Origin of the sequence: Bradyrhizobium oropedii (assembly GCF_020889685.1) — a bacterium.
GTDB lineage: Bacteria > Pseudomonadota > Alphaproteobacteria > Rhizobiales > Xanthobacteraceae > Bradyrhizobium > Bradyrhizobium oropedii.
Genome location: NZ_JACMYO010000167.1, coordinates 1 through 19,394 on the forward strand (window position 1 = coordinate 1; position 19,394 = coordinate 19,394).

Below are 19,394 nucleotides of genomic sequence, written 5' to 3' on the forward strand. Positions count from 1 at the left end.
CGGGGTCCCCAGCTGCACCCGCGACTGCGGCTGCACCTGCGACCTCCCACGCGCTCCCGGTCCCGGGCAAGGAGGTTCCTGCGGCGCATCCAACCGCTCAGGAGAACAAGCCTGCGGTCGAGGAGAAGCACGCGGCTCCGGCGCCCGAGACGAAGGTCGAGCCGCATCCTGCTGCTCCGGCGCCTGCCGGATCTCATGCGCTTCCGGTCCCGGAGAAGGGCGTTGCTGCGCATCCGCCCGCCGAGGTGAACAAGCCCGCGGTCGAAGAGAAACGCGCGGCACCTGTCGCCGCGCCCAAGGTCGAACCACGGCCTGCAACGGAAGCGGCGCGCCCTGCCGCACCGGAGGTGCGCAGGGAAGAGCCGCGGCCCGAGCCTGCCGCGAAGCCCGTCGCGCGGCCGGAGCAGGCAGCAAGACCCGAGCCTCGCCCGGAGCCTGCTGCAAGGCCGGAGACGATGGCACGCCCTGAGGCGCATCCGCAGCCGGCGGCACCGCATGTGCAAGCCGCCCCGCATGTTCAGGCACCGCCGCACGGTGCGCCTGCCGGTCATCCCGCAGAGGAGAAGCGGCAGGAGCAACATTAGGGTATGATCTCGCGCTCCGCCGGCTCGTTCCGGCGGAGCGCGCACTCTCTTCTGCCCGTGCGCAAGCGATCATCAGTGGAGGTCGGTCATGGCACAGAGTCACGGCGGCAGCGGACAGCTTGACGACGGCAAGCCTCGCTTGAGCGAGGACGACATGCAGCGAGCCCTGCTCGGTCCAAGGGGCGTGCCGGGCAAACCGGATCCCGCCAAGATGACGCCGCAGCAGCAAAAGAACATGCCGAACTATCTGGACCCCGGACATACGTCATAAAGCGTCCTGTGACATGAACGGATGTTGCGTCGCCCATTGCCGGGCGGCGCGAGCACACTTGCAAATCGCCTGCTTTTGCGCCCTCATGATTGCAGGTGCACTCATGGTGTTGCGGAGCAGGTTGTGAGAAGTCCGTACGAGGTTCTTGGCGTTGCCCCGACGGCGTCTGCGGCCGATATCCAGAAGGCCTATCGCAAGCTGGCGAAGAAGCTGCACCCGGATCTCAATCCGGGTGACAAGGCCGCCGAGGAAAAATTCAAGGAAGTCGCCGCTGCGAACGATCTGCTCTCGGATGCCGACAAGCGCAAGCGCTTCGACGCCGGCGAGATCGACGAGAGCGGCGCCGAGCGGCCGCAGCATCGCTACTACCGGGATTTCGCCACCGCAGGTGAGGGCCATCCTTACGCCGACAGTTCCGGCTATGCCGACTATATGGACCAGGACGACGCGTTCGCCGAGCTGCTCCGGCGCAGCGAGCAGGCGCGCGCGAACCGGCGCGGCCGCGACCTGCACTACAGCCTTGCGATCGACTTCTCGGAATCGATCACCGGTGCGAGCAAGCGCCTGACGCTTCCCGACGGCGGCACGCTCGACGTCACGATCCCGCCGGGCCTCGTCGACGGTCAGGTCATCCGCCTGCGCGGCAAGGGCATGCCCGGTAGCGGCAAGGGCGGTCCCGGCGATGCGCTGATCGAGGTCGAGGTTCGCCCCGATCCGCGCTTCACCCGCGAGGGCGACGACATCTCGCTGGAATTGCCGATCTCGCTGTTCGAGGCGGTGCTCGGCGGCAAGGTCAATGTTCCCACGCCGACCGGCGCGGTCACCATGACGGTGCCGAAGGGCTCGAACACCGGCACGACGCTGCGGCTGCGCGGCAAGGGCGCGCCCAAGGTCGGCGGCGGTCATGGCGATGAGTTCGTCAAGCTCAAGGTGGTCCTGCCCAAGGGACCCGATCCCGCGCTCGAGGCGTTCGTGTCGAACTGGGATCGCAAGGGATTCAATCCACGTGATGATGGTGCATCATGAACAAGCAGCAGTTCCTCATCGATGCCGGTCTGGAGGTGCAGACCCTGGAGTTCTGGATCGAGCAGCAATGGCTCATTCCGGGCGAGACCGCACACGAGATCAGTTTCTCCGACACCGACGTGGCGCGCGCGCATCTGATCCGGGACCTGAAGGGTGACTTCGGCGTCAACGATGAGGGGATCGACGTCATCCTGCATCTGGTCGACCAGCTGCATGGCCTGCGCCGCGCGTTCGAGCGATTGCACAAGGATATCGCGTCACCGCCGCGCTAACGACGAACCTCAGCCTCGGAGATGATCATGACGGACAAGCCGACGCCGCTGGCCCATGGCGAGATCGACGTTCTCATCCTGCAGGCGCTGGTACGCAAGCTGATCGCGAAGGGCGTGCTGACGCCGGATGACGTCCGCTCGATGCTGTTCGAGGCTGCGAAGAATCTTGATCTGGTCGGCAGTGAGCTGACGACGGAAGCCGCCAACATCATCGTGCAGGAAGATCTGGCGCCGGCGTTCCTCGGTGGCTGACCTCAGGTCTGGCCGCCGCGGTTGGAGACCAGCCGGATTTGCGTGATCTGGTCGGCATTGCCGGCGAGATAGGCCTGCGCGTCGCACACCAGCCGCTCGACAGCGGCGGCGTCATAGCTCGGATGGCGGGTGTTCAGATGCAAGTCGGTCTCGATCTGCATCACATTACTCGTGCCGTCCTTGCCGATCTCGATCGAGAACGACACCAGCGAAACGTGCGGGCTCTTGAATGCCATACCCTGATCTCCATTGATCCCACGCGCGGCGCGGGCTCCCTTCGCCGTTGGGGCCGTTACCTAGGCCGCTGAGTCTTCCCTGGCCGCCGCTGTGTGTTGCATGGCGGATGCCGGCTGTGCCCGGTCGAGCTCCTCGATCATCCCTCGGGCGATCTCGCGCTCGCCCATGATCACGATGTCGGCCCCGAGCCCCTTCAGATGATCGACCTCGGCGTCGGAATGCGCCCGCGCGATGATCTGGATCGCGGGATTTGCGGCGCGCACCTGCTCGACGATCTGTCCGGCCTCGAACGCTTCGGGAATGGCGATGACGAGCGATCGTGCGCCCGCCGGATTGGTCGCGCGCAGCACGCTGGCGCGCACGGCGTTGCCCATCAGGGCTTCGATGCCGCGTTGCTTGAGCTTTGCGACCATGTCGTCGGATGCCTCGACCGCGAGGAACGGCGCGTTGCGCCGATGGAGGGCGTCACCGACGATGCTGCCGACCCGGCCGTAGCCGACCAGGATGGTGTGATCCTGCAATTCGGTGACAGGGATCGCCTCGGACGTCGCGGCCGTCGGCGAGGCGGTCTCCGGCTTCTCGAGCCGCGACGTCAGCCAGTCGACAACCGCGAACACCAGCGGGTTGAGCATGATCGAGAAGATCGCGCCGGCCAGGATCAGGTCGCGGCCGGCCTTCGGCAGCAGATTGAGCGCAACGCCGAGCTCCGCCAGGATGAAGGAGAATTCACCGATCTGGGCGAGGCTCGCCGAGATCATCAGGGCGGTCGCCATCGGGTGACGGAACAGCACGACGATCAAAAGGGCGGCAAGCGACTTGCCGACCACGATGACGAACAGCGTCGCCACAAACGGCCAGGGCTCGCGCACCACGCTGAGCGGATCGAACAGCATGCCGACCGAGACGAAGAACAGCACCGCGAACGCATCGCGCAGCGGCAGGGTCTCCTGGGCGGCGCGCTGGCTGAGCGGCGATTCCCGCAGCATCATGCCGGCGAAGAAGGCGCCGAGCGCCAGCGAAACCCCGAACAGCTTGGTCGCGCCGAACGCGATGCAGAGCGCGATCGCAAGCACGGTCAGCCGGAACAGCTCGCGCGAGCCGGTGTGCGCGATGTAGTGTAGCACCCATGGGATCAGCCGGCGTCCGACCACCAGCATCAGCGCGATGAATAACGCGATCTTGATCAGCGTCAGCACCAACACGCCGGTCAGCCCGAGGCCGAAGCGGGTGGCGAGCGGATCGGAGACGAGCGCCGCGCCGTCGCCGCCCTGGAAGCTCGCCACCGCGGGGAATAGCACCAGCGCCAGCACCATCGCGAGGTCTTCGACGATCAGCCAGCCGACCGCGATCTTGCCGCGCTCGGTGTCCATCAGCCGCCGCTCCTGCAATGCGCGCAACAGCACGACGGTACTTGCGACCGACAGCGCCAAGCCGAACACCAGGCCGGCGCCCACGGTCCAGCCCATCAGCAATGCAAGGGCGAGACCCATCAGCGTCGCGACCGCGATCTGTGCGACCGCGCCGGGCACCGCGATCTTGCGCACCGACAACAGATCGTTCAGCGAGAAATGCAGGCCGACGCCGAACATCAGCAGGATAATACCGAGCTCCGCGAGCTCGGTCGCCAGCGCCTGATCGGCGACGAAGCCGGGCGTGAAGGGACCGACGGCGACTCCTGCGAGCAGATAGCCGACCAGTGGCGGAACCCGAAAGCGCTGGGCGATGGTTCCGAAGACGAAAGCTAATCCGAGGCCCGCGACGACGGTCGCGATCAGGGGTGTGTCATGCGGCATTTCGCCTTGTCGCACAGCATCCCTGACGGTGCACCGCGACCATTTGAGGCGCGGCATTCCGCGCGAAACTGTGATCTATTGCTCATGACGTGAGCATATGATCTCATGCCGGGATGGATCCGCGGCTTCCCGAGACCGATCTGGTCATCTTCGACTGCGACGGCGTGCTCGTCGACAGCGAGGAATTGAGCTGCCGCTGTCTTGCCGAGGCGATGGTCGGGGCCGGCATCGACATGAGCACCGAACGGGCGCTCGAACTCTTTCTCGGCCGCAGCACCGCGGCCTTGCTCGACTATTGCCGCGCCGTTGGAAAGTCATTGCCCGCGAATTTCCTGCCCGATCTTGCGGTGCAGGTCCGCGAGACATTCCGATCTCAACTCAAACCGATTGCCGGCATCGCGGCGGTGCTTGGAGAATTGCAGTTGCCGTATTGCGTCGCCTCGTCGAGCGACCTCGAGCGCGTGAAGTTCTCGCTGGACCTGACCGGCCTCGCGACGGGCTTCGGGCCGCGGCTCTATACCTCGCAGATGGTCAAGCACGGCAAGCCTGCGCCGGATCTGTTCTTGTATGCGGCTGCCGCGATGGGAGCCGAGCCGCGCCGGACGCTTGTGATCGAGGACAGCGTCAGCGGCGTGGTGGCCGCGAAGGCGGCGGGGATGAAAGTGTGGGGATTTGTCGGCGGCACCCACTATCGGTTGGCGGACGGCAATGCTCTGCTGCGGCAGGCCGGGGCGGATCGAATCTTCGCCGCGATGACGGATTTCTGGAAGGAAGGCTGACGCAAGACGATGGCTGCGCCCGACAACGAAAAGTCTCGCTTGGACGATGCGGCGCGCGCCGGCTGGCTCTATTTCATCGCCGGCCACACCCAGGACGAGATCGCAAAGATGCTGCAGGTGTCGCGGGCCTCGGCGCAGCGCCTGGTGTCGCTGTGCCTGGCGGAGCGGCTGATCACGTTTCGTCTCGAGCATCCCATTGCAGCCTGCATGGAGCTGGCCTCACGGCTGAAGGCGCGGTTCGATCTGGTGCATTGCGACGTCGTGCCGTCAGATCCGTCGGCACCGCTGTCGAATGCGGGGATCGCCGAACGCAGCGCCAATCTGCTGGAGACGACGTTGCGCTCGGAGACGCCTGTGATCGTGGCGCTGGGTACCGGCCGCGCCGTGCGTGCCGCGGTCGAGCGGGTCTCGCCGATCGAGCGGCCGGATCACCAGATCGTCTCGCTGGTCGGCAACATCTCCGCCGACGGCTCGGCGAGCTTCTACGACACGGTGGGGCGGCTGGCCGATCGCACCGGTGCGCGGCATTACCCGATGCCGCTGCCGTTCCTGATGTCGAGCGAGGACGAGCGCAACCGCATGGTCCGTATTGATCCGATCGCGCGGGTGAGGGCGGTCGCCGCTAAGGCCGATCTGCGGTTGATCGGCATCGGCCAGATGGACCAGAAGGCCCAGGTCCATGTCGACGGCTTCGTCACCCGTGAAGAACTGCTGGAGATGATGCGGCTCGGCGCGGTCGGCGAGGTGACGGGCTGGGCCTATGACGCCAAGGGCCGCCTGATCAAGGGCGGCACCAACAAGCGCCTGACCAGCATTCCGCCACAGATCCCCGCGGTCTCGACCACGATCGCGGCCGCCGTCGGCGTCGCCAAGGTACCGTCGATCAAGGCCGCGTTGGCGGGCCGGGTGATCAACGGCCTCATCACCGATGAGGCCACCGCGCGCGCCGTGCTGGATCGCTAGACGCTTCCTTCGCTCCCGCAAAACTCCATTCCAGGCTGTGGTGGAACCCGCAATCGCGCGGGACGGCGCACCCGCGCGCTTGACAAATTTCAACGACAGGATGAACATACGCTCAACACGTGGGCATATGCTCAACGTGACATAAGGGAGGTCACCTTGAAAAACGTCCTTTGCGCCGTTGCGGGCGCGGCTGCTCTTTTGATCTCTGCCCCCTCGATCGCCCAGACCACGCTGACGGTGGCGACCGTCAACAACAGCGACATGATCCGCATGCAGGGGCTCACCAGCGAATTCACCGCCAAGAATCCCGACATCACCGTCAAATGGGTGACGCTCGAGGAGAACGTGCTGCGCCAGCGCGTGACGACCGACATCGCCACCAAGGGCGGTCAGTTCGACGTGCTTACCATCGGCACCTATGAGGTGCCGATCTGGGCCAAGAAGAACTGGCTGGTGCCGCTCGACAAGCTCGGCGCTGACTACGACGTCGGCGACCTGCTGCCGAAGATCAAGGATGCGGTCTCGGTCGACGGCAAGCTCTACGCCGCGCCGTTCTATGGCGAGAGCTCGATGGTGATGTACCGCACCGACCTGTTCGACAAGGCCGGTTTGAAGATGCCGGAGAGCCCGACCTGGGATTTCGTGGTCGATGCCGCCAAGAAGCTGACCGACAAGTCGGCTGGCGTCTACGGCATCTGCCTGCGTGGCAAGGCCGGCTGGGGCGAGAACATGGCGTTCCTGACCGCGATGTCCAATTCGTTCGGCGCGCGCTGGTTCGACGAGAAGTGGGAACCGCAGTTCAATTCGCCGGAATGGAAGAAGACGTTGACGACCTATGTCGACCTGATGAAGCAGGCCGGCCCTCCCGGCGCCAGCTCGAACGGCTTCAACGAGAACCTCGCGCTGTTCAGCGCCGGCAAATGCGCGATGTGGATCGATGCTACGGTGGCGGCGTCCATGGTGAGCAATCCGAAGGATTCCAAGGTTGCCGACAAGGTCGGCTTTGCGCTGGCGCCGAACACCGGGCTCGGCAAGAACGCCAACTGGCTGTGGGCATGGAGTCTCGCGGTCCCCGCAGGCTCGAAGAAGGTCGAGGCGGCCGAGAAGTTCATCGCCTGGGCGACCAGCAAGGACTACACCAAGCTCGTCGCGTCGAAGGAAGGCTGGGCCAACGTGCCTCCGGGTACGCGCTCCTCGCTGTACAAGAACCCCGACTACCTGAAGGTTGCTCCCTTCGCCAAGCTGACGCTGGCCTCGATCGATGCCGCCGATCCGAACAAGCCGACGGTGAAGCCGGTGCCTTACGTGGGCGTGCAGTATGCCGCGATCCCTGAATTCCAGGGCATCGGCACCCAGGTGGGGCAGCAATTTTCGGCGGCGCTCTCGGGTTCGACCACCGTCGATGCGGCACTCACCGCTGCGCAGTCCGTGACCGAGCGCGAGATGAAGCGCGCGGGCTACATCAAATAAGCCACGCCCAGACAAAGCCAGGGCGCAGCGCGCGCCTTGGCCGCCCGGCCAGCTTAGACCTCCCGAGCTGGGTCACTCGCGACCATCCTGTCCCGCAGCGGGATGGTCGCTCCTTTCCGAGAGAAGGAGGCGGGGATGGCGACCCAGCAGACCCAGCTGCTTGCACGCACATTGCTCACGCCTGCCGTGGCGCTGCTGTTCATCTGGATGATCGTGCCGCTGGCGCTCACGATCTACTTCGCGACACTGCATTACAATCTGCTCGATCCCGGCTCCGAATCCTTCGTTGGCTTGGAGAATTTCCGGTACTTCCTCACTGACCCGGCCTTCCTCGCCTCGTTGCAGAACACGCTGGTGCTGGTCGGCTCGGTGCTCGCGATCACGATCATCCTCGGCGTGCCGCTGGCGCTGCTGCTCGACCAGCAGGTGGTCGGGCTCTCGATCGTCCGTCTGATGGTGATCGCGCCGTTCTTCGTGATGCCGACGGTCAGCGCGCTGGTCTGGAAGAACCTGTTGATGCATCCGGTGTCGGGCCTGTTTGCCTGGATCGCCCATCTGTTCGGGCTGCCGGCAATCGACTGGTTCAACGACGCGCCGCTGTTTTCGGTGATCCTGATCATCTCCTGGCAGTGGCTGCCGTTCGCGACCCTGATCCTGTTGACCGCGCTGCAATCGCTCGACGAGGAGCAGAAGGAGGCGGCCGAGATGGACGGCGCGAGCGCGATCTCGACCTTCATCTACATCACGCTGCCGCATCTGGCGCGCCCGATCACGGTGGTGATCCTGATCGAGACCATCTTCCTGCTCACGGTATTCGCGGAGATCTTCGTCACCACCGGCGGCGGCCCCGGCCTGCAGACCACCAACATCGCCTTCCTGATCTATTCGCAGGCGCTGATCCAGTACGACGTCGGCAGTGCCTCGGCGGGCGGCCTGGTTGCGGTGGTGCTCGCCAACATCGTCGCCTTCTTCCTCGTTCGTATCGTCGGCCGGAATCTGGAGGCGTAACGTCATGGCGCGGATGGTCACGACACGGAACAAGGTGATCTCGACGGCGGCGGCCTGGCTGGTCGGCTTCCTGATCTTCTTCCCGATCCTCTGGATGGTGCTGGCGAGCTTCAAGACCGAGCTTGAGGCTTTCGCGATCCCGCCGTCGTTCCTGTTCTTCCACTGGACCACGGAGAACTATGTCACGGTGCAGGAGCGCAGCGACTATTTCCATCACGCGCTCAACTCGATCGTCATCGCCGGCGGCTCGACCTTGATCGCGATGCTGATCGCGATCCCGGCGGCGTGGTCGATGGCGTTCTCGCCGACCAAGCGCACCAAGGACGTGCTGCTCTGGATGCTCTCCACCAAGATGATGCCGCCGGTCGGCGTGCTGGTGCCGATCTACCTGATATTCCGCTCTGTCGGCCTGCTCGACACCCGCGCCGGGCTGATCTTCATCCTGTGCCTCGGCAATCTGCCGATCGTGATCTGGATGCTGTTCACCTATTTCAAGGAGATCCCGAAGGACATTCTCGAGGCGGCCCGGATGGACGGCGCCACGATCGGGCGCGAGCTGATCTATGTGCTGACGCCGATGGCGGTGCCGGGCTTGGCCTCGACCCTGCTGCTCAATCTGATCCTGGCGTGGAACGAGGCGTTCTGGACCCTCAATCTGTCGACGCTCGAGGCGGCGCCGCTCACCGTGTTCATCGCATCCTACTCCAGCCCGGAAGGATTGTTCTGGGCGAAATTGTCGGCGGCGTCGACGCTCGCGATCGCGCCCATTCTCGTGCTCGGCTGGTTCAGTCAGCGGCAGCTCGTCCGCGGCCTGACCTTCGGCGCGGTCAAGTAGCAGAAAGGCTTTTCCATGGGTCAGATTACGCTGCAGGGTGTGCAAAAATCGTTCGGGCCGGTCCACATCATCAAGGGCGCCGACCTCGAGATCGCCGATGGCTCCTTCGTCGTCTTCGTCGGTCCCTCAGGCTGCGGCAAGACTACGCTGCTGCGGCTGATCGCCGGGCTCGAGGATGTCACCGGCGGCGCCATCCTGATCGACGGACGCAACGTGGTCGACGTGCCGCCGGCCAAGCGCGGGCTGTCGATGGTGTTCCAGTCCTACGCGCTCTATCCGCATATGAGCGTGCGCGGCAACATCGCCTTCGGTCTGAAGATGGCGGGGATCGCCAGGGACGAGATCAACCGCAAGGTCGAGGCCGCCGCGGCCACGCTCAACCTCACACCCTATCTCGAGCGCAAGCCGCGCGAACTCTCCGGCGGCCAGCGCCAGCGCGTCGCGATCGGGCGCGCCATCGTACGCGAGCCGAAGGCCTTCCTGTTCGACGAGCCGCTGTCGAATCTCGACGCCGCGTTGCGGGTGCAGATGCGGCTCGAGGTGACGCGACTGCAGAAGCAGCTCGGCACCACGGCGATCTACGTCACCCACGACCAGGTCGAGGCCATGACCATGGCCGACAAGATCGTGGTGCTGAACGGCGGCAAGATTGAGCAATATGGCTCGCCGCTCGAGCTCTATGAGAAACCGGCGAATCTGTTCGTCGCCGGTTTCATCGGCTCGCCGAAAATGAACTTCGTCACCGGCGAACTCGCCAAGCAGCAGGGCGCCACCACCATCGGCGTGCGGCCCGAGCATTTGAAGGTCGAGCGCGACGGGCAGGGCGGCTGGCGCGGCACGGTCTCGGTCGCCGAGCATCTCGGCAGCGACACCTTCCTCTATGTCGATGCCGGACCGCAGGGAATGCTGACCGCGCGCTATATCGGCGAGCTCGACCTGCATCCGGGCGACCAGGTGTCGCTGATCCCGGATCCGGCGCGCATCCACCGTTTCGACGACAGCGGAAAGTCGATCCGCGCATAGGGCGTGGGGGGCCTCCGCCGTCGATCTCGCTCTGGCCGGGGCGGCACGCCTGCGAAACGCGGGCTCTAGGCAAAGGAAGAAGAAAATGTATCTCGAGAAATTCAAGCTCGGCGGCAAGACCGCCATCATCACCGGCGCCGGTCAGGGCATCGGGCTTGCCTGCGCCGAGGCGCTGGCGGAAGCCGGCGCCAAGGTCATCATCGGCGATCGCGATGCCAAGGCGGCTCAAGACGCGCAGGCGGTGCTGAAGGCCAAGGGCTTCGACACCGACATCGCGCTGATGGACGTGACCGATTCCGGCCGCGTCTCCGCGGTCGCCGACGAGCTGGTGCGCAGATACGGCAAGGTCGACATCCTCGTCAACAATGCCGGCATCGCGCGTAGCGAGACACCGGCCGAAACGGTGACCGACGAGCACTGGCTCAACGTCATCGACGTCAATCTGAACGGCACCTTCTGGTGCTGCCGCGCCTTCGGCAATCACATGCTGAAAGCCAAATCCGGCACCATCGTCAATGTCGGCTCGATGTCCGGCTTCATCGTCAACAAGCCGCAGGAACAGTGCTTCTACAACGCCTCCAAGGCCGCGGTGCATCATCTCACCAAATCGCTCGCGGCCGAATGGGGCGCGCGCGGGGTCCGCGTCAACGCGGTGGCGCCGACCTATATCGAGACGCCGCTGAACGCCTTCGTGAAGAACAGTCCCCGGATGTACGACGCCTGGATCGGCGGAACTCCGATGGCCAGGATGGGGCAGGTCGACGAGATCGCGTCCGTCGTCTTGTTCCTTGCCTCCGAGGCGGCGAGCCTGATGACTGGAAGCATCGTTCTGGTCGATGGCGGTTACACTTGCTGGTAGGCTCGCGTGGAAGCATGATCTGGAAAAGTAGGGACCGGTTTTCCGGACGATGCTGACACAGAAGTAAGGGCACGACGACGTTTCGAAGACACGTCGTCATGCTCCGACGGAGCGAACATGCGGCAAGCCTATATCGGGGTGGACGTCGGAAGCACCAGCGCCCGCGCCGGCGTCTTCGACGAGGCCGGGGCGCTATTGGGATCGGCCCGGCATCCGATCCGGGTCTGGCATGAGCCCGGCGATATCGTCGAGCAATCCTCCGATGACATCTGGGCGGCCTGCACAGCCTCCGTCCGCAATGCGATGCGGGAGGCCGCCGTCGCACCCGAGCACGTCAAGGGCATCGGCTTTGACGCGACCTGCTCGCTGGTCGTGCTCGACAAAGCGGGCCGGCCGCTCACCGTCAGCCCGTCCGGCGATCCCGCGCGCAACGTCGTGGTCTGGATGGATCACCGCGCGATGGACGAAACCGAGTTCGTCAATGCAACCGGCGACCGGGTGCTGCGCTATGTCGGCGGCGCCATCTCGCCGGAGATGGAGATCCCGAAAATTCTCTGGCTGAAGCGACATCTGCCCGCGACCTTCGAAGCCGCCGGGCACTTCTTCGATCTCGCCGATTATCTTTCGTTCCGCGCCTCGGGCTCGCTGGCGCGCTCGACCTGCACGGTCACCTGCAAATGGACCTATGTCGCAGGCGAAGGCGGCTGGAGTGAATCCTTCCTCAAGCGCGTCGGACTGGAGGCACTCGCGGCCGATCGCTTTGCCCGGATCGGTACCGAGATCGTGCCGCCCGGCTCGCCGCTCGGCCGCGGGCTGTCGGAGGATGCCGCGCGTGATCTCGGCCTGCTGCCGGGAACCGCGGTCGGCGCCTCCCTGATCGATGCCCATGCCGGCGGCGTCGGCGCGATCGGCGGGCGTGATGGCTCCGGCGCCGACGTCGATGTCTGCAAGCGGCTCGCCTACATCATGGGAACGTCGGCCTGCATCATGGCGACGACGGTCGATCCATGCTTTGTGCCCGGCGTCTGGGGCCCGTACTTCTCGGGCATGGTGCCGGGCTTCTGGCTGAACGAGGGCGGGCAATCGGCGGCAGGGGCCGCGATCGATCATCTGCTCAAGTCGCACCCGGCGCATGCCGAGGTTTCGCTCGCGGCGAAGAACGATGGCGTCGATGTCATCGAATACCTCGAGAAACGCATCCTGGCGCGCAGCGGCAACGCCGGTGCGGCGGCGCTGCTCGCGCGCAATGTTCACGTCCTGCCGGAATTCCTAGGCAACCGCTCGCCTTACGCCGATCCCGGCTCGCGCGCCGTGATCGCCGGGCTCGATCTCGACACCGACGTGTCGGCGCTGGAGCGGCTGTTCATCGCAGGCCTGTGTGGGCTGGCCTATGGCCTCGCCGACGTCATCGAAGCGCTGCAGGCCCATGGTGTCGACGGCAAGACCATTGTGATCGGCGGCGGCGCGAGCCGCAGCCCCTTGGTGCGCCAGATCATGGCTGACACCACAGGCTACACGGTGGCGTTGCCGCAGACGCAAGAACCCGTATTGCTGGGCGCCGCGATGCTCGGTGCTGTCGCCAGCGGCGCGCACAACTCGATCAATGCCGCGATGGCCGGCATGTCGGCGCTCGGGCGGCTGAGCGAACCGACCAGGCCCGAGCTTGCCGATTTCCACCGCCGGAAGCGCGGCGTGCACAAGATGCTGCGGCAGCTTGATCGCGCCGGCCGCGAAGCGATGAAGCAGGCGCCCGGCGAGGCGCTGGGTTAAGGTGTTTGCATGCTGCTGAGTTGCGGAGATGCGCTGATCGATTTCCTGCCGTCGCGGACGGCGGATGGACGCGAAGCCCTGACACCCGCGGTCGGCGGCTCCTGCCTCAACATCGCGATCGGCAGCGCCCGGCTCGATGTTCCCACCGGCTTTGTCGGCGGCATTTCCACCGATACGTTCGGCAAGATGATCGCCGATCATGCCGCAGCGTCAGCCGTCGACCTCAGCCGTGCCACACGCAGCGACCACCAGGCCACGCTGGCCTTTGCGCGCGTGACCGGCACCGAGACGCAATACGCTTTCTACGATGCCGACACCGCATCGCGGAACTGGACCTACCGGCGCGAGGCGATCGCGCTCGACGGCGTCACCTGCGTTCATACCGGCTCGACCACGCTGGTCCACGACAAGGGCGCCGCCGAGACGCTGGCCTTCATCGAAGATGCGCGGCCGAACGTGACGATCGCGCTCGACCCGAATTGCCGGCCGAATCTGGTGAAGGACAAGGGTGCCTATCGCACACGCATGCTGGCGTTCTGCGGCAAGGCCGACATCGTGAAAATGTCCGACATCGACTTCGCCTATCTCTTCGGTGACGAGGCCTACGCCGCGAGGGCCGAAGCGCTGCTGGCGGGCGGCGCGTCGCTCGTCGTCATCACCCGCGGCAACGAAGGTGCCTCTGCCTGGCATCGCCAGGCCGGCGCGATCGAGGTCAAGTCGCCGGCGGTCAAGGTGGTGGACACGATCGGCGCCGGCGACAGTTTTCAGGCCGCGCTGCTCGCTGCGTTGCATCGGCTGGACCGGATCGCGCGGCCGCGGCTCGCCGACATCTCCGCGGCCGAGCTCACCCGTGCGCTGACCTTTGCCTGCAAATGCGCCGCCTTCACCTGCACGCGCCCGGGCGCCGATCCGCCGCGCAGCCGGGAGTTGCCCGCCGACACCTGGTAAGCCATGCGCCTGAGGCGATGGACTTGCCGGCCGGGGCGCGGCACGATGCCGTCATCGAAGACTGACGCGAGCGCGTGCCCGAATGAGCGACGATCTGTGCCTGCTATCTGCCGTTGACCTTCGCGCCCGGATCACCCGCAAAGACGTGTCTCCGGTCGAGATCACTCAGGCGGTGCTGGCCCGTGCCGAGCGGCTGCAGCCCGAATTGAATTGCTTCATCACGCTATGTGGCGACGAAGCGGTGGCCCAAGCGAAGCTCGCGGAGCGCCGGCTCATGGCCGGCGAACCGCTCGGCTTGCTGCACGGCATTCCGTTCAGCGTGAAGGATATCGTCAGCACCAAAGGCGTGCGCACGAGCTTCGGCGCGGTGCCCTACAAGGACAACGTGCCCGATCAGGATGCCGTGGCGGTGGCCCGGCTTCGTGCGCAGGGCGGAATATTGATCGGCAAGACCACGACGCCGGAGTTCGGCAGCAAGTGCCTGACCGACTCGCCGTTGTTCGGCCGCACCCGCAATGCGTGGAGTGCCGAGCGTTCCAGCGGCGGCTCGAGCGGCGGCTCGAGCGGCGGCGCGGCGGTGGCGGTCGCGAGCGGCATCGCGCCGCTGGCGGTTGCGACCGATGGCGGCGGCTCGACCCGGATTCCCGCCGCCTGCAACGGCGTGGTCGGGATCAAGCAGAGCAACGGCGTGATCCCGCATAGCCAGGTCCAGGACGCCTTCGGCAACCAGACCTATGTCACGCCGACCACGCGCAACGTCGCCGACACCGCGCTGATGATGCAGGCGATGGCCGGCGAAGACCCGTCCGATCCCTGGTCGATCGGTGTGCCGGTACCTGACTATCTCGACCTTGCCGCGCCGCGCAGCGACCTCAGGGGCCGGCGGGTGCTGTTCTGCCTGTCGCCGCCGGGACGTCCGGTCACGTCCGATGTTGCCGCTGCGTTCAAGGCGAGCCTCGACCGGCTGACCAGTCTCGGCGCGGAACTGGAAGAATTCTCCGGCGACGGCTTTGACATCGAGCCGATCTGGCGCGCCATCAACCACACGGTCTGGCGCACCCGCTTCGAGAAGCTCGCGGCCGACCATCCCGACGATCTCAGCCCGACATTCCTGAAACAGCTCGCGCTTGCCGCTCAGGTCAGCGGCGTGGAGTACCAGCAGGCGATGTTCGACCGAACCGCGCTGTTCCGCCGCGTGCAGTCGCTGCTCGCGCGCGGCGACCTGTTGGCGATGCCGACCCTGACCCGCACGGCGCTGCCGATCGATCAGGATCTGTTCGGCACCATCGACATCGACGGCCAGAGCTTTGACAGCGTGCGGCCGCACTGGTTTCCCTGGACCATGCTGTTCAACATGACCGGGCACCCCGCGGTCAGCATCCCCGCGGGCTTCGGCGGTGATGGTCTGCCGATCGGCCTGCATCTGGTCGGCCGCTTCCGGGCCGATGGGGAACTCCTGCGCGTCGCAGCGCTGTTCGAAGAGGCGAGCAATCTGCTCGATCGTTGGCCGGCACTGAAATCATGAATGGTGCGGCGCAGGGCTTGCATTCGAAAGTCTTGCATTCGCTCGCGAACATGTTGAAACCTGCAGCCTGTTCCTCACGCGTCGAACGGGCATGAGCGTATTCTTCCTGCGGCGGATACTGACCCTGGTGGCGACGCTGTTCGCGGCCTCGCTGATCATTTTCCTGGTGCTCGACGCGCTGCCCGGCAATGCCGCCCAGATGCTGATGGGCGCCGACGCCTCGCCCGATGCGGTGCGCGCGCTCACCGTCAAGCTCGGGCTCGATCAGCCGCTCACGGTTCGCTATTTGCTCTGGATCAAGGGCATGGCGGTCGGTGATCTCGGCAACAGCTATGTCTATGGCACGCCGGTGGCCGGCCTGATCGCCGAGCGGCTGGTGCTGACGATCCCGCTCGCGATCATGTCGATGCTAATCACGGTGGTACTGGCGCTCGCTGCCGGGATCTACACCGCGGCCAATCACAACAAACTTGGCGATGTCGGCGTGATGTCGCTGACTCAAGTTGGCATCGCGTTGCCGAACTTCTGGTTCGCGATCCTGTTGATCCTGCTGTTTTCGGTGAAGCTGCAATTGTTGTCGGCCGGCGGCTTCGCGGGCTGGGATGACGGCATCTGGCCGGGAATCCGCTCGCTGCTGCTGCCGTCGATTTCGCTCGCCGTGGTGCAGGCCGCGATCCTCGCCCGCGTCACGCGCTCCGCCGTGCTGGAGGTGCTGCGCGAGGATTTCGTCCGCACTGCCCGCGCCAAGGGGCTCGGCAAGCGCGAGGTGCTGTGGCGCCACGTGCTGCGCAACGCCATGATCCCGGTCATGACGGTCATGGGCCTGCAATTCGCCAATCTGCTGGCCGGCACCATCGTGATCGAGAATGTGTTCTATCTGCCGGGCCTCGGCCGGCTGATCTTCCAGTCGATCGCCAACCGCGACCTGATCGTGGTGCGCAACTGCGTGATGCTACTGGCGGCGATGGTCGTGACAGTCAATTTCGTGGTCGATATTCTCTATGCCTTCATCGACCCGCGCATCAAGGTTTCCAACCTGTGAGCGCGCCGCTGACCGCATCCGCCGCCACGTCGGCCATAGCACCGGGCGCGAGGCCGGTGACCGGATTCTGGCGCCGCGCGCTGCGTCATCGCAGTTTTGTGCTGGGCGCCGTGCTGAGCCTGATCGTACTCGGCGCAGCACTGCTGTCGCTGGTCTGGACGCCGTGGTCGGCCACCGACATCGACATCGCGTCAAAACTACGTCCGCCGTCGGCGGCGCACTGGCTCGGCACCGACGTGCTCGGCCGCGACATCGTCTCGCTGCTGCTGGTCGGTGCGCGCTCCACCATCCTGGTCGGCGTCATCGCCGTCGGCATCGGCCTGAGCTTCGGCGTCTGCCTCGGCCTTGTCGCAGCGGCCCGCAAGGGCTGGACCGAGGAGCTCATCATGCGGATGAGCGACTTCACCTTCGCGTTCCCTGCGGTGCTGTCAGCCATCATGCTGGCCGCGGTTGCCGGCCCCGGCATGGTGACGTCGATCACCGCGATCGGGATCTTCCAAATCCCGACCTTCGTCCGCGTCACCCGCGGCTCGGCCAATGCAATCTGGGCTCGCGAATTCGTGCTCGCCGCGCGCGCGGCAGGCAAGGGCTCATTCCGCATCACCATCGAGCATGTGCTGCCGAACATCCTGTCGATCCTGATCGTGCAGGCGACGATCCAGTTCGCGCTCGCGATCCTCGCCGAGGCCGCGTTGTCCTATCTCGGCCTCGGCACCCAGCCGCCGCAACCGTCCTGGGGCCGCATGCTCAACGACGCGCAAACCCTGCTGTTCCAGTCGCCGATGCTCGCCGTCTATCCCGGTGCTGCGATTGCGATCGCGGTGCTCGGGCTCAATTTGCTCGGCGACGGCTTGCGCGATCTGCTCGATCCCCGTTTGGCGCGGGAGCGTTGAGCATGAGTGGCGCGCCGCTGATCGAGGTGAAGGACCTGGGCGTCCGGCTCAACACCAGCCGCGGCCCGGCGCAGGCCGTGCGTGGTGTTAATTTTGCGCTTCGCCGCGGCGAGACGCTCGGGCTGGTCGGCGAATCCGGTTGTGGCAAGTCGGTCACGGCGCTAGCCTTGATGGGGCTGTTGCCAGAGAGCGCCGTGATCAGCGGCAGCATCCGGTTCGATGGCGCGGAGCTCGTCGGCCTGCCGGACGCGGCCTACTGCAAGCTGCGCGGCAACCGCATCAGCATGATCTTCCAGGAGCCGATGACCGCGCTCAATCCGATGCACACGATCGGGCATCAGGTCGCCGAGCCCTTGCTGCGCCATGCCGGAATCTCGGCGGCCGAGGCGCGGCAGGAGGCGATCGCCTTGCTCGACCGCGTCGGCCTGCCCGATGCTGCGAAGCGCGTTGATGCCTATCCGCATCAGTTTTCCGGCGGCCAGCGCCAGCGCATCACGATCGCGATGGCGCTGGCCTGCCAGCCCGACGTCCTGATCGCCGACGAGCCGACCACCGCGCTCGACGTCACGATCCAGGGCCAGATCCTCGATCTGATCGCAGGCCTGGTCGAGGAACGCGGCATGTCGATGATCCTGATCTCGCACGATCTCGGCGTGATCGCCGAGAACGTCAATCGCATGATGGTGATGTATGGCGGCACCGTCGTCGAAAGCGGTGCTACCGATGCCGTGTTCACGCGGATGGGCCACCCCTATACGCAGGGCCTGTTCCGCGCCCGGCCGCGGCTCGGCGCCCGCAAGGGGACGCGGCTCAAGACCATCGCCGGCACCGTGCCGGAGCTGGCCGACCTGCCCGCGGGTTGCACCTTCGCCGACCGCTGCGCGATTGTCGAAGCGCGCTGCCGCGCGGCGCTGCCGGCCGTGGTCGATGTCGGCGCAGCGCATGGCGTGCGTTGTATCAGGACCGACGTTTCGATGGCCGCCGGGGGTAGCATCGCATGACGGCGCCGGACCATGCATCGCCTGTGCCCGCAACGCCGCTGCTGGAGGTGACGGATCTCGCGCAACGTTACACGTTGCCGCGCGAAAGCCTGTTCAAGCCGGCGGCGCAGGTGCACGCGCTCAACGGCGTCACGGCACGGGTGATGCCGGGCAAGAGCCTCGGCGTCGTCGGCGAGTCCGGTTCGGGCAAATCGACCTTCGCGCGGCTGGTGATGGCGCTGGAGCGGCCGACCTCGGGCACGGTGTCGTTGCTGGGCCGCGACCTCAACCGGATGCCGCCCGACGAGCTACGTCGTGCCCGCCGCGATTTCCAGATGGTGTTCCAGGATCCCTATGGTTCGCTCGATCCGCGGCAGACCATCGTGCGCATCGTTGCCGAGCCGCTGACGGCGCTCGGGCGCATCGATCGCGGCAGCCTGCGCGAGCGCGTTGCCGTCGTGCTGCGGCAGGTCGGGCTGCGCGATGCCGACATGGACAAGTTCCCGCACGAATTCTCCGGCGGCCAGCGCCAGCGCATTGCGATTGCCCGCGCGCTGATCACCCAGCCGAAGCTGATCGTCGCCGACGAGCCGGTCTCCGCGCTCGACGTGTCGGTGCAGGCACAGGTGCTCAACCTGATGCAGGACCTGCAGGACGAATTCGGCCTGAGCTACATCCTGATCAGTCACGACCTCGCGGTGGTCGATCTGCTCTGCGACGAGATCGCGGTGATGTATCTGGGGCGGATCGTCGAGCAGGGGCGGCCGGACGATTTGTTCGCGCACTCTGCCCATCCCTACACGCGCGCGCTGCTGGATGCGGTACCACGGGCACGCGCCGGCGGTGTCCGGCGCCGCCGCGGCG

Annotated in this window: 20 protein-coding genes and 1 pseudogene; 19 read left to right on the forward strand and 2 right to left on the reverse strand. The window is 65.9% G+C overall.

What is annotated here, in order from left to right:
• The 5 genes and pseudogenes from H8A95_RS33180 to H8A95_RS33200 all read left to right on the forward strand — a co-directional run.
• A pseudogene (locus H8A95_RS33180) lies at window positions 1-584 on the forward strand (hypothetical protein); the annotation flags it as partial.
• Window positions 585-672: 88 nt separating this feature from the next.
• Window positions 673-855, forward strand: coding sequence for a hypothetical protein (locus H8A95_RS33185; RefSeq protein WP_163149556.1), 183 nt, complete (start codon window positions 673-675; stop codon window positions 853-855).
• A gap of 123 nt (window positions 856-978) precedes the next feature.
• The gene (locus H8A95_RS33190; RefSeq protein ID WP_229187013.1) at window positions 979-1,881 is read left to right on the forward strand and encodes a DnaJ C-terminal domain-containing protein; all 903 of its coding nucleotides are present in this window, start codon (window positions 979-981) and stop codon (window positions 1,879-1,881) included.
• Window positions 1,878-2,153, forward strand: coding sequence for a chaperone modulator CbpM (locus tag H8A95_RS33195; RefSeq protein ID WP_229187014.1), 276 nt, complete (start codon window positions 1,878-1,880; stop codon window positions 2,151-2,153). The genes H8A95_RS33190 and H8A95_RS33195 overlap by 4 nt, the downstream gene beginning before the upstream one ends.
• A 27-nt stretch (window positions 2,154-2,180) precedes the next feature.
• Window positions 2,181-2,405 (forward strand): hypothetical protein, encoded by a 225-nt coding sequence (locus tag H8A95_RS33200; protein ID WP_016843345.1) that lies wholly within the window; start codon window positions 2,181-2,183, stop codon window positions 2,403-2,405.
• Between the two features lie 2 nt (window positions 2,406-2,407).
• On the opposite strand, the gene H8A95_RS33205 is transcribed toward H8A95_RS33200, so the two are convergent.
• Entirely contained in the window at window positions 2,408-2,641 is a 234-nt protein-coding gene (locus tag H8A95_RS33205; RefSeq protein ID WP_229187015.1) for a hypothetical protein, read from the reverse strand.
• 60 nt (window positions 2,642-2,701) lie between these two features.
• Complete coding sequence (gene ybaL / locus H8A95_RS33210; protein WP_229187016.1) at window positions 2,702-4,435, reverse strand: YbaL family putative K(+) efflux transporter; 1,734 nt, start codon at window positions 4,433-4,435, stop codon at window positions 2,702-2,704.
• Window positions 4,436-4,548: 113 nt separating this feature from the next.
• Between ybaL and H8A95_RS33215 the strand changes: the two genes are divergently transcribed.
• From H8A95_RS33215 to H8A95_RS33280, 14 genes are all read left to right on the forward strand, one after another.
• Window positions 4,549-5,214 carry an HAD family hydrolase gene (locus H8A95_RS33215; RefSeq protein ID WP_229187017.1) on the forward strand — a complete coding sequence of 222 codons (666 nt, stop codon included), beginning with the start codon at window positions 4,549-4,551 and terminating at the stop codon, window positions 5,212-5,214.
• A gap of 9 nt (window positions 5,215-5,223) precedes the next feature.
• Window positions 5,224-6,177 (forward strand): sugar-binding transcriptional regulator, encoded by a 954-nt coding sequence (locus H8A95_RS33220; protein ID WP_229187018.1) that lies wholly within the window; start codon window positions 5,224-5,226, stop codon window positions 6,175-6,177.
• Between the two features lie 156 nt (window positions 6,178-6,333).
• Window positions 6,334-7,647, forward strand: a complete 1,314-nt coding sequence (locus tag H8A95_RS33225; protein ID WP_229187019.1) for an ABC transporter substrate-binding protein — start codon at window positions 6,334-6,336, stop codon at window positions 7,645-7,647.
• A 135-nt stretch (window positions 7,648-7,782) separates the two neighbouring features.
• Window positions 7,783-8,655 (forward strand): carbohydrate ABC transporter permease, encoded by an 873-nt coding sequence (locus H8A95_RS33230; RefSeq protein WP_024583852.1) that lies wholly within the window; start codon window positions 7,783-7,785, stop codon window positions 8,653-8,655.
• A 4-nt stretch (window positions 8,656-8,659) separates the two neighbouring features.
• Window positions 8,660-9,490 carry a carbohydrate ABC transporter permease gene (locus tag H8A95_RS33235; RefSeq protein WP_229187020.1) on the forward strand — a complete coding sequence of 277 codons (831 nt, stop codon included), beginning with the start codon at window positions 8,660-8,662 and terminating at the stop codon, window positions 9,488-9,490.
• 15 nt (window positions 9,491-9,505) lie between these two features.
• The gene (locus H8A95_RS33240; protein ID WP_229187021.1) at window positions 9,506-10,513 is read left to right on the forward strand and encodes an ABC transporter ATP-binding protein; all 1,008 of its coding nucleotides are present in this window, start codon (window positions 9,506-9,508) and stop codon (window positions 10,511-10,513) included.
• Window positions 10,514-10,598: 85 nt separating this feature from the next.
• On the forward strand, window positions 10,599-11,372 hold the full coding sequence (locus H8A95_RS33245) for an SDR family NAD(P)-dependent oxidoreductase (RefSeq protein WP_229187022.1): 774 nt from the start codon (window positions 10,599-10,601) through the stop codon (window positions 11,370-11,372).
• A 117-nt stretch (window positions 11,373-11,489) separates the two neighbouring features.
• Window positions 11,490-13,142 carry an FGGY-family carbohydrate kinase gene (locus H8A95_RS33250; RefSeq protein WP_229187023.1) on the forward strand — a complete coding sequence of 551 codons (1,653 nt, stop codon included), beginning with the start codon at window positions 11,490-11,492 and terminating at the stop codon, window positions 13,140-13,142.
• A 9-nt stretch (window positions 13,143-13,151) separates the two neighbouring features.
• Window positions 13,152-14,090 carry a carbohydrate kinase family protein gene (locus H8A95_RS33255; RefSeq protein ID WP_229187024.1) on the forward strand — a complete coding sequence of 313 codons (939 nt, stop codon included), beginning with the start codon at window positions 13,152-13,154 and terminating at the stop codon, window positions 14,088-14,090.
• 82 nt (window positions 14,091-14,172) lie between these two features.
• Entirely contained in the window at window positions 14,173-15,615 is a 1,443-nt protein-coding gene (locus H8A95_RS33260) for an amidase (protein ID WP_229187025.1), read from the forward strand.
• 91 nt (window positions 15,616-15,706) lie between these two features.
• Entirely contained in the window at window positions 15,707-16,657 is a 951-nt protein-coding gene (locus H8A95_RS33265; RefSeq protein WP_229187026.1) for an ABC transporter permease, read from the forward strand.
• On the forward strand, window positions 16,654-17,550 hold the full coding sequence (locus H8A95_RS33270) for an ABC transporter permease (RefSeq protein WP_420839490.1): 897 nt from the start codon (window positions 16,654-16,656) through the stop codon (window positions 17,548-17,550). The genes H8A95_RS33265 and H8A95_RS33270 overlap by 4 nt, the downstream gene beginning before the upstream one ends.
• Before the next feature lie 2 nt (window positions 17,551-17,552).
• A complete protein-coding gene (locus H8A95_RS33275; protein WP_229187028.1) occupies window positions 17,553-18,551 on the forward strand; it encodes an ABC transporter ATP-binding protein in 999 nt (332 codons plus the stop codon).
• A 23-nt stretch (window positions 18,552-18,574) separates the two neighbouring features.
• On the forward strand, window positions 18,575-19,394 hold an 820-nt coding region (locus tag H8A95_RS33280), incomplete at its 3' end, for an ATP-binding cassette domain-containing protein (protein WP_229187029.1).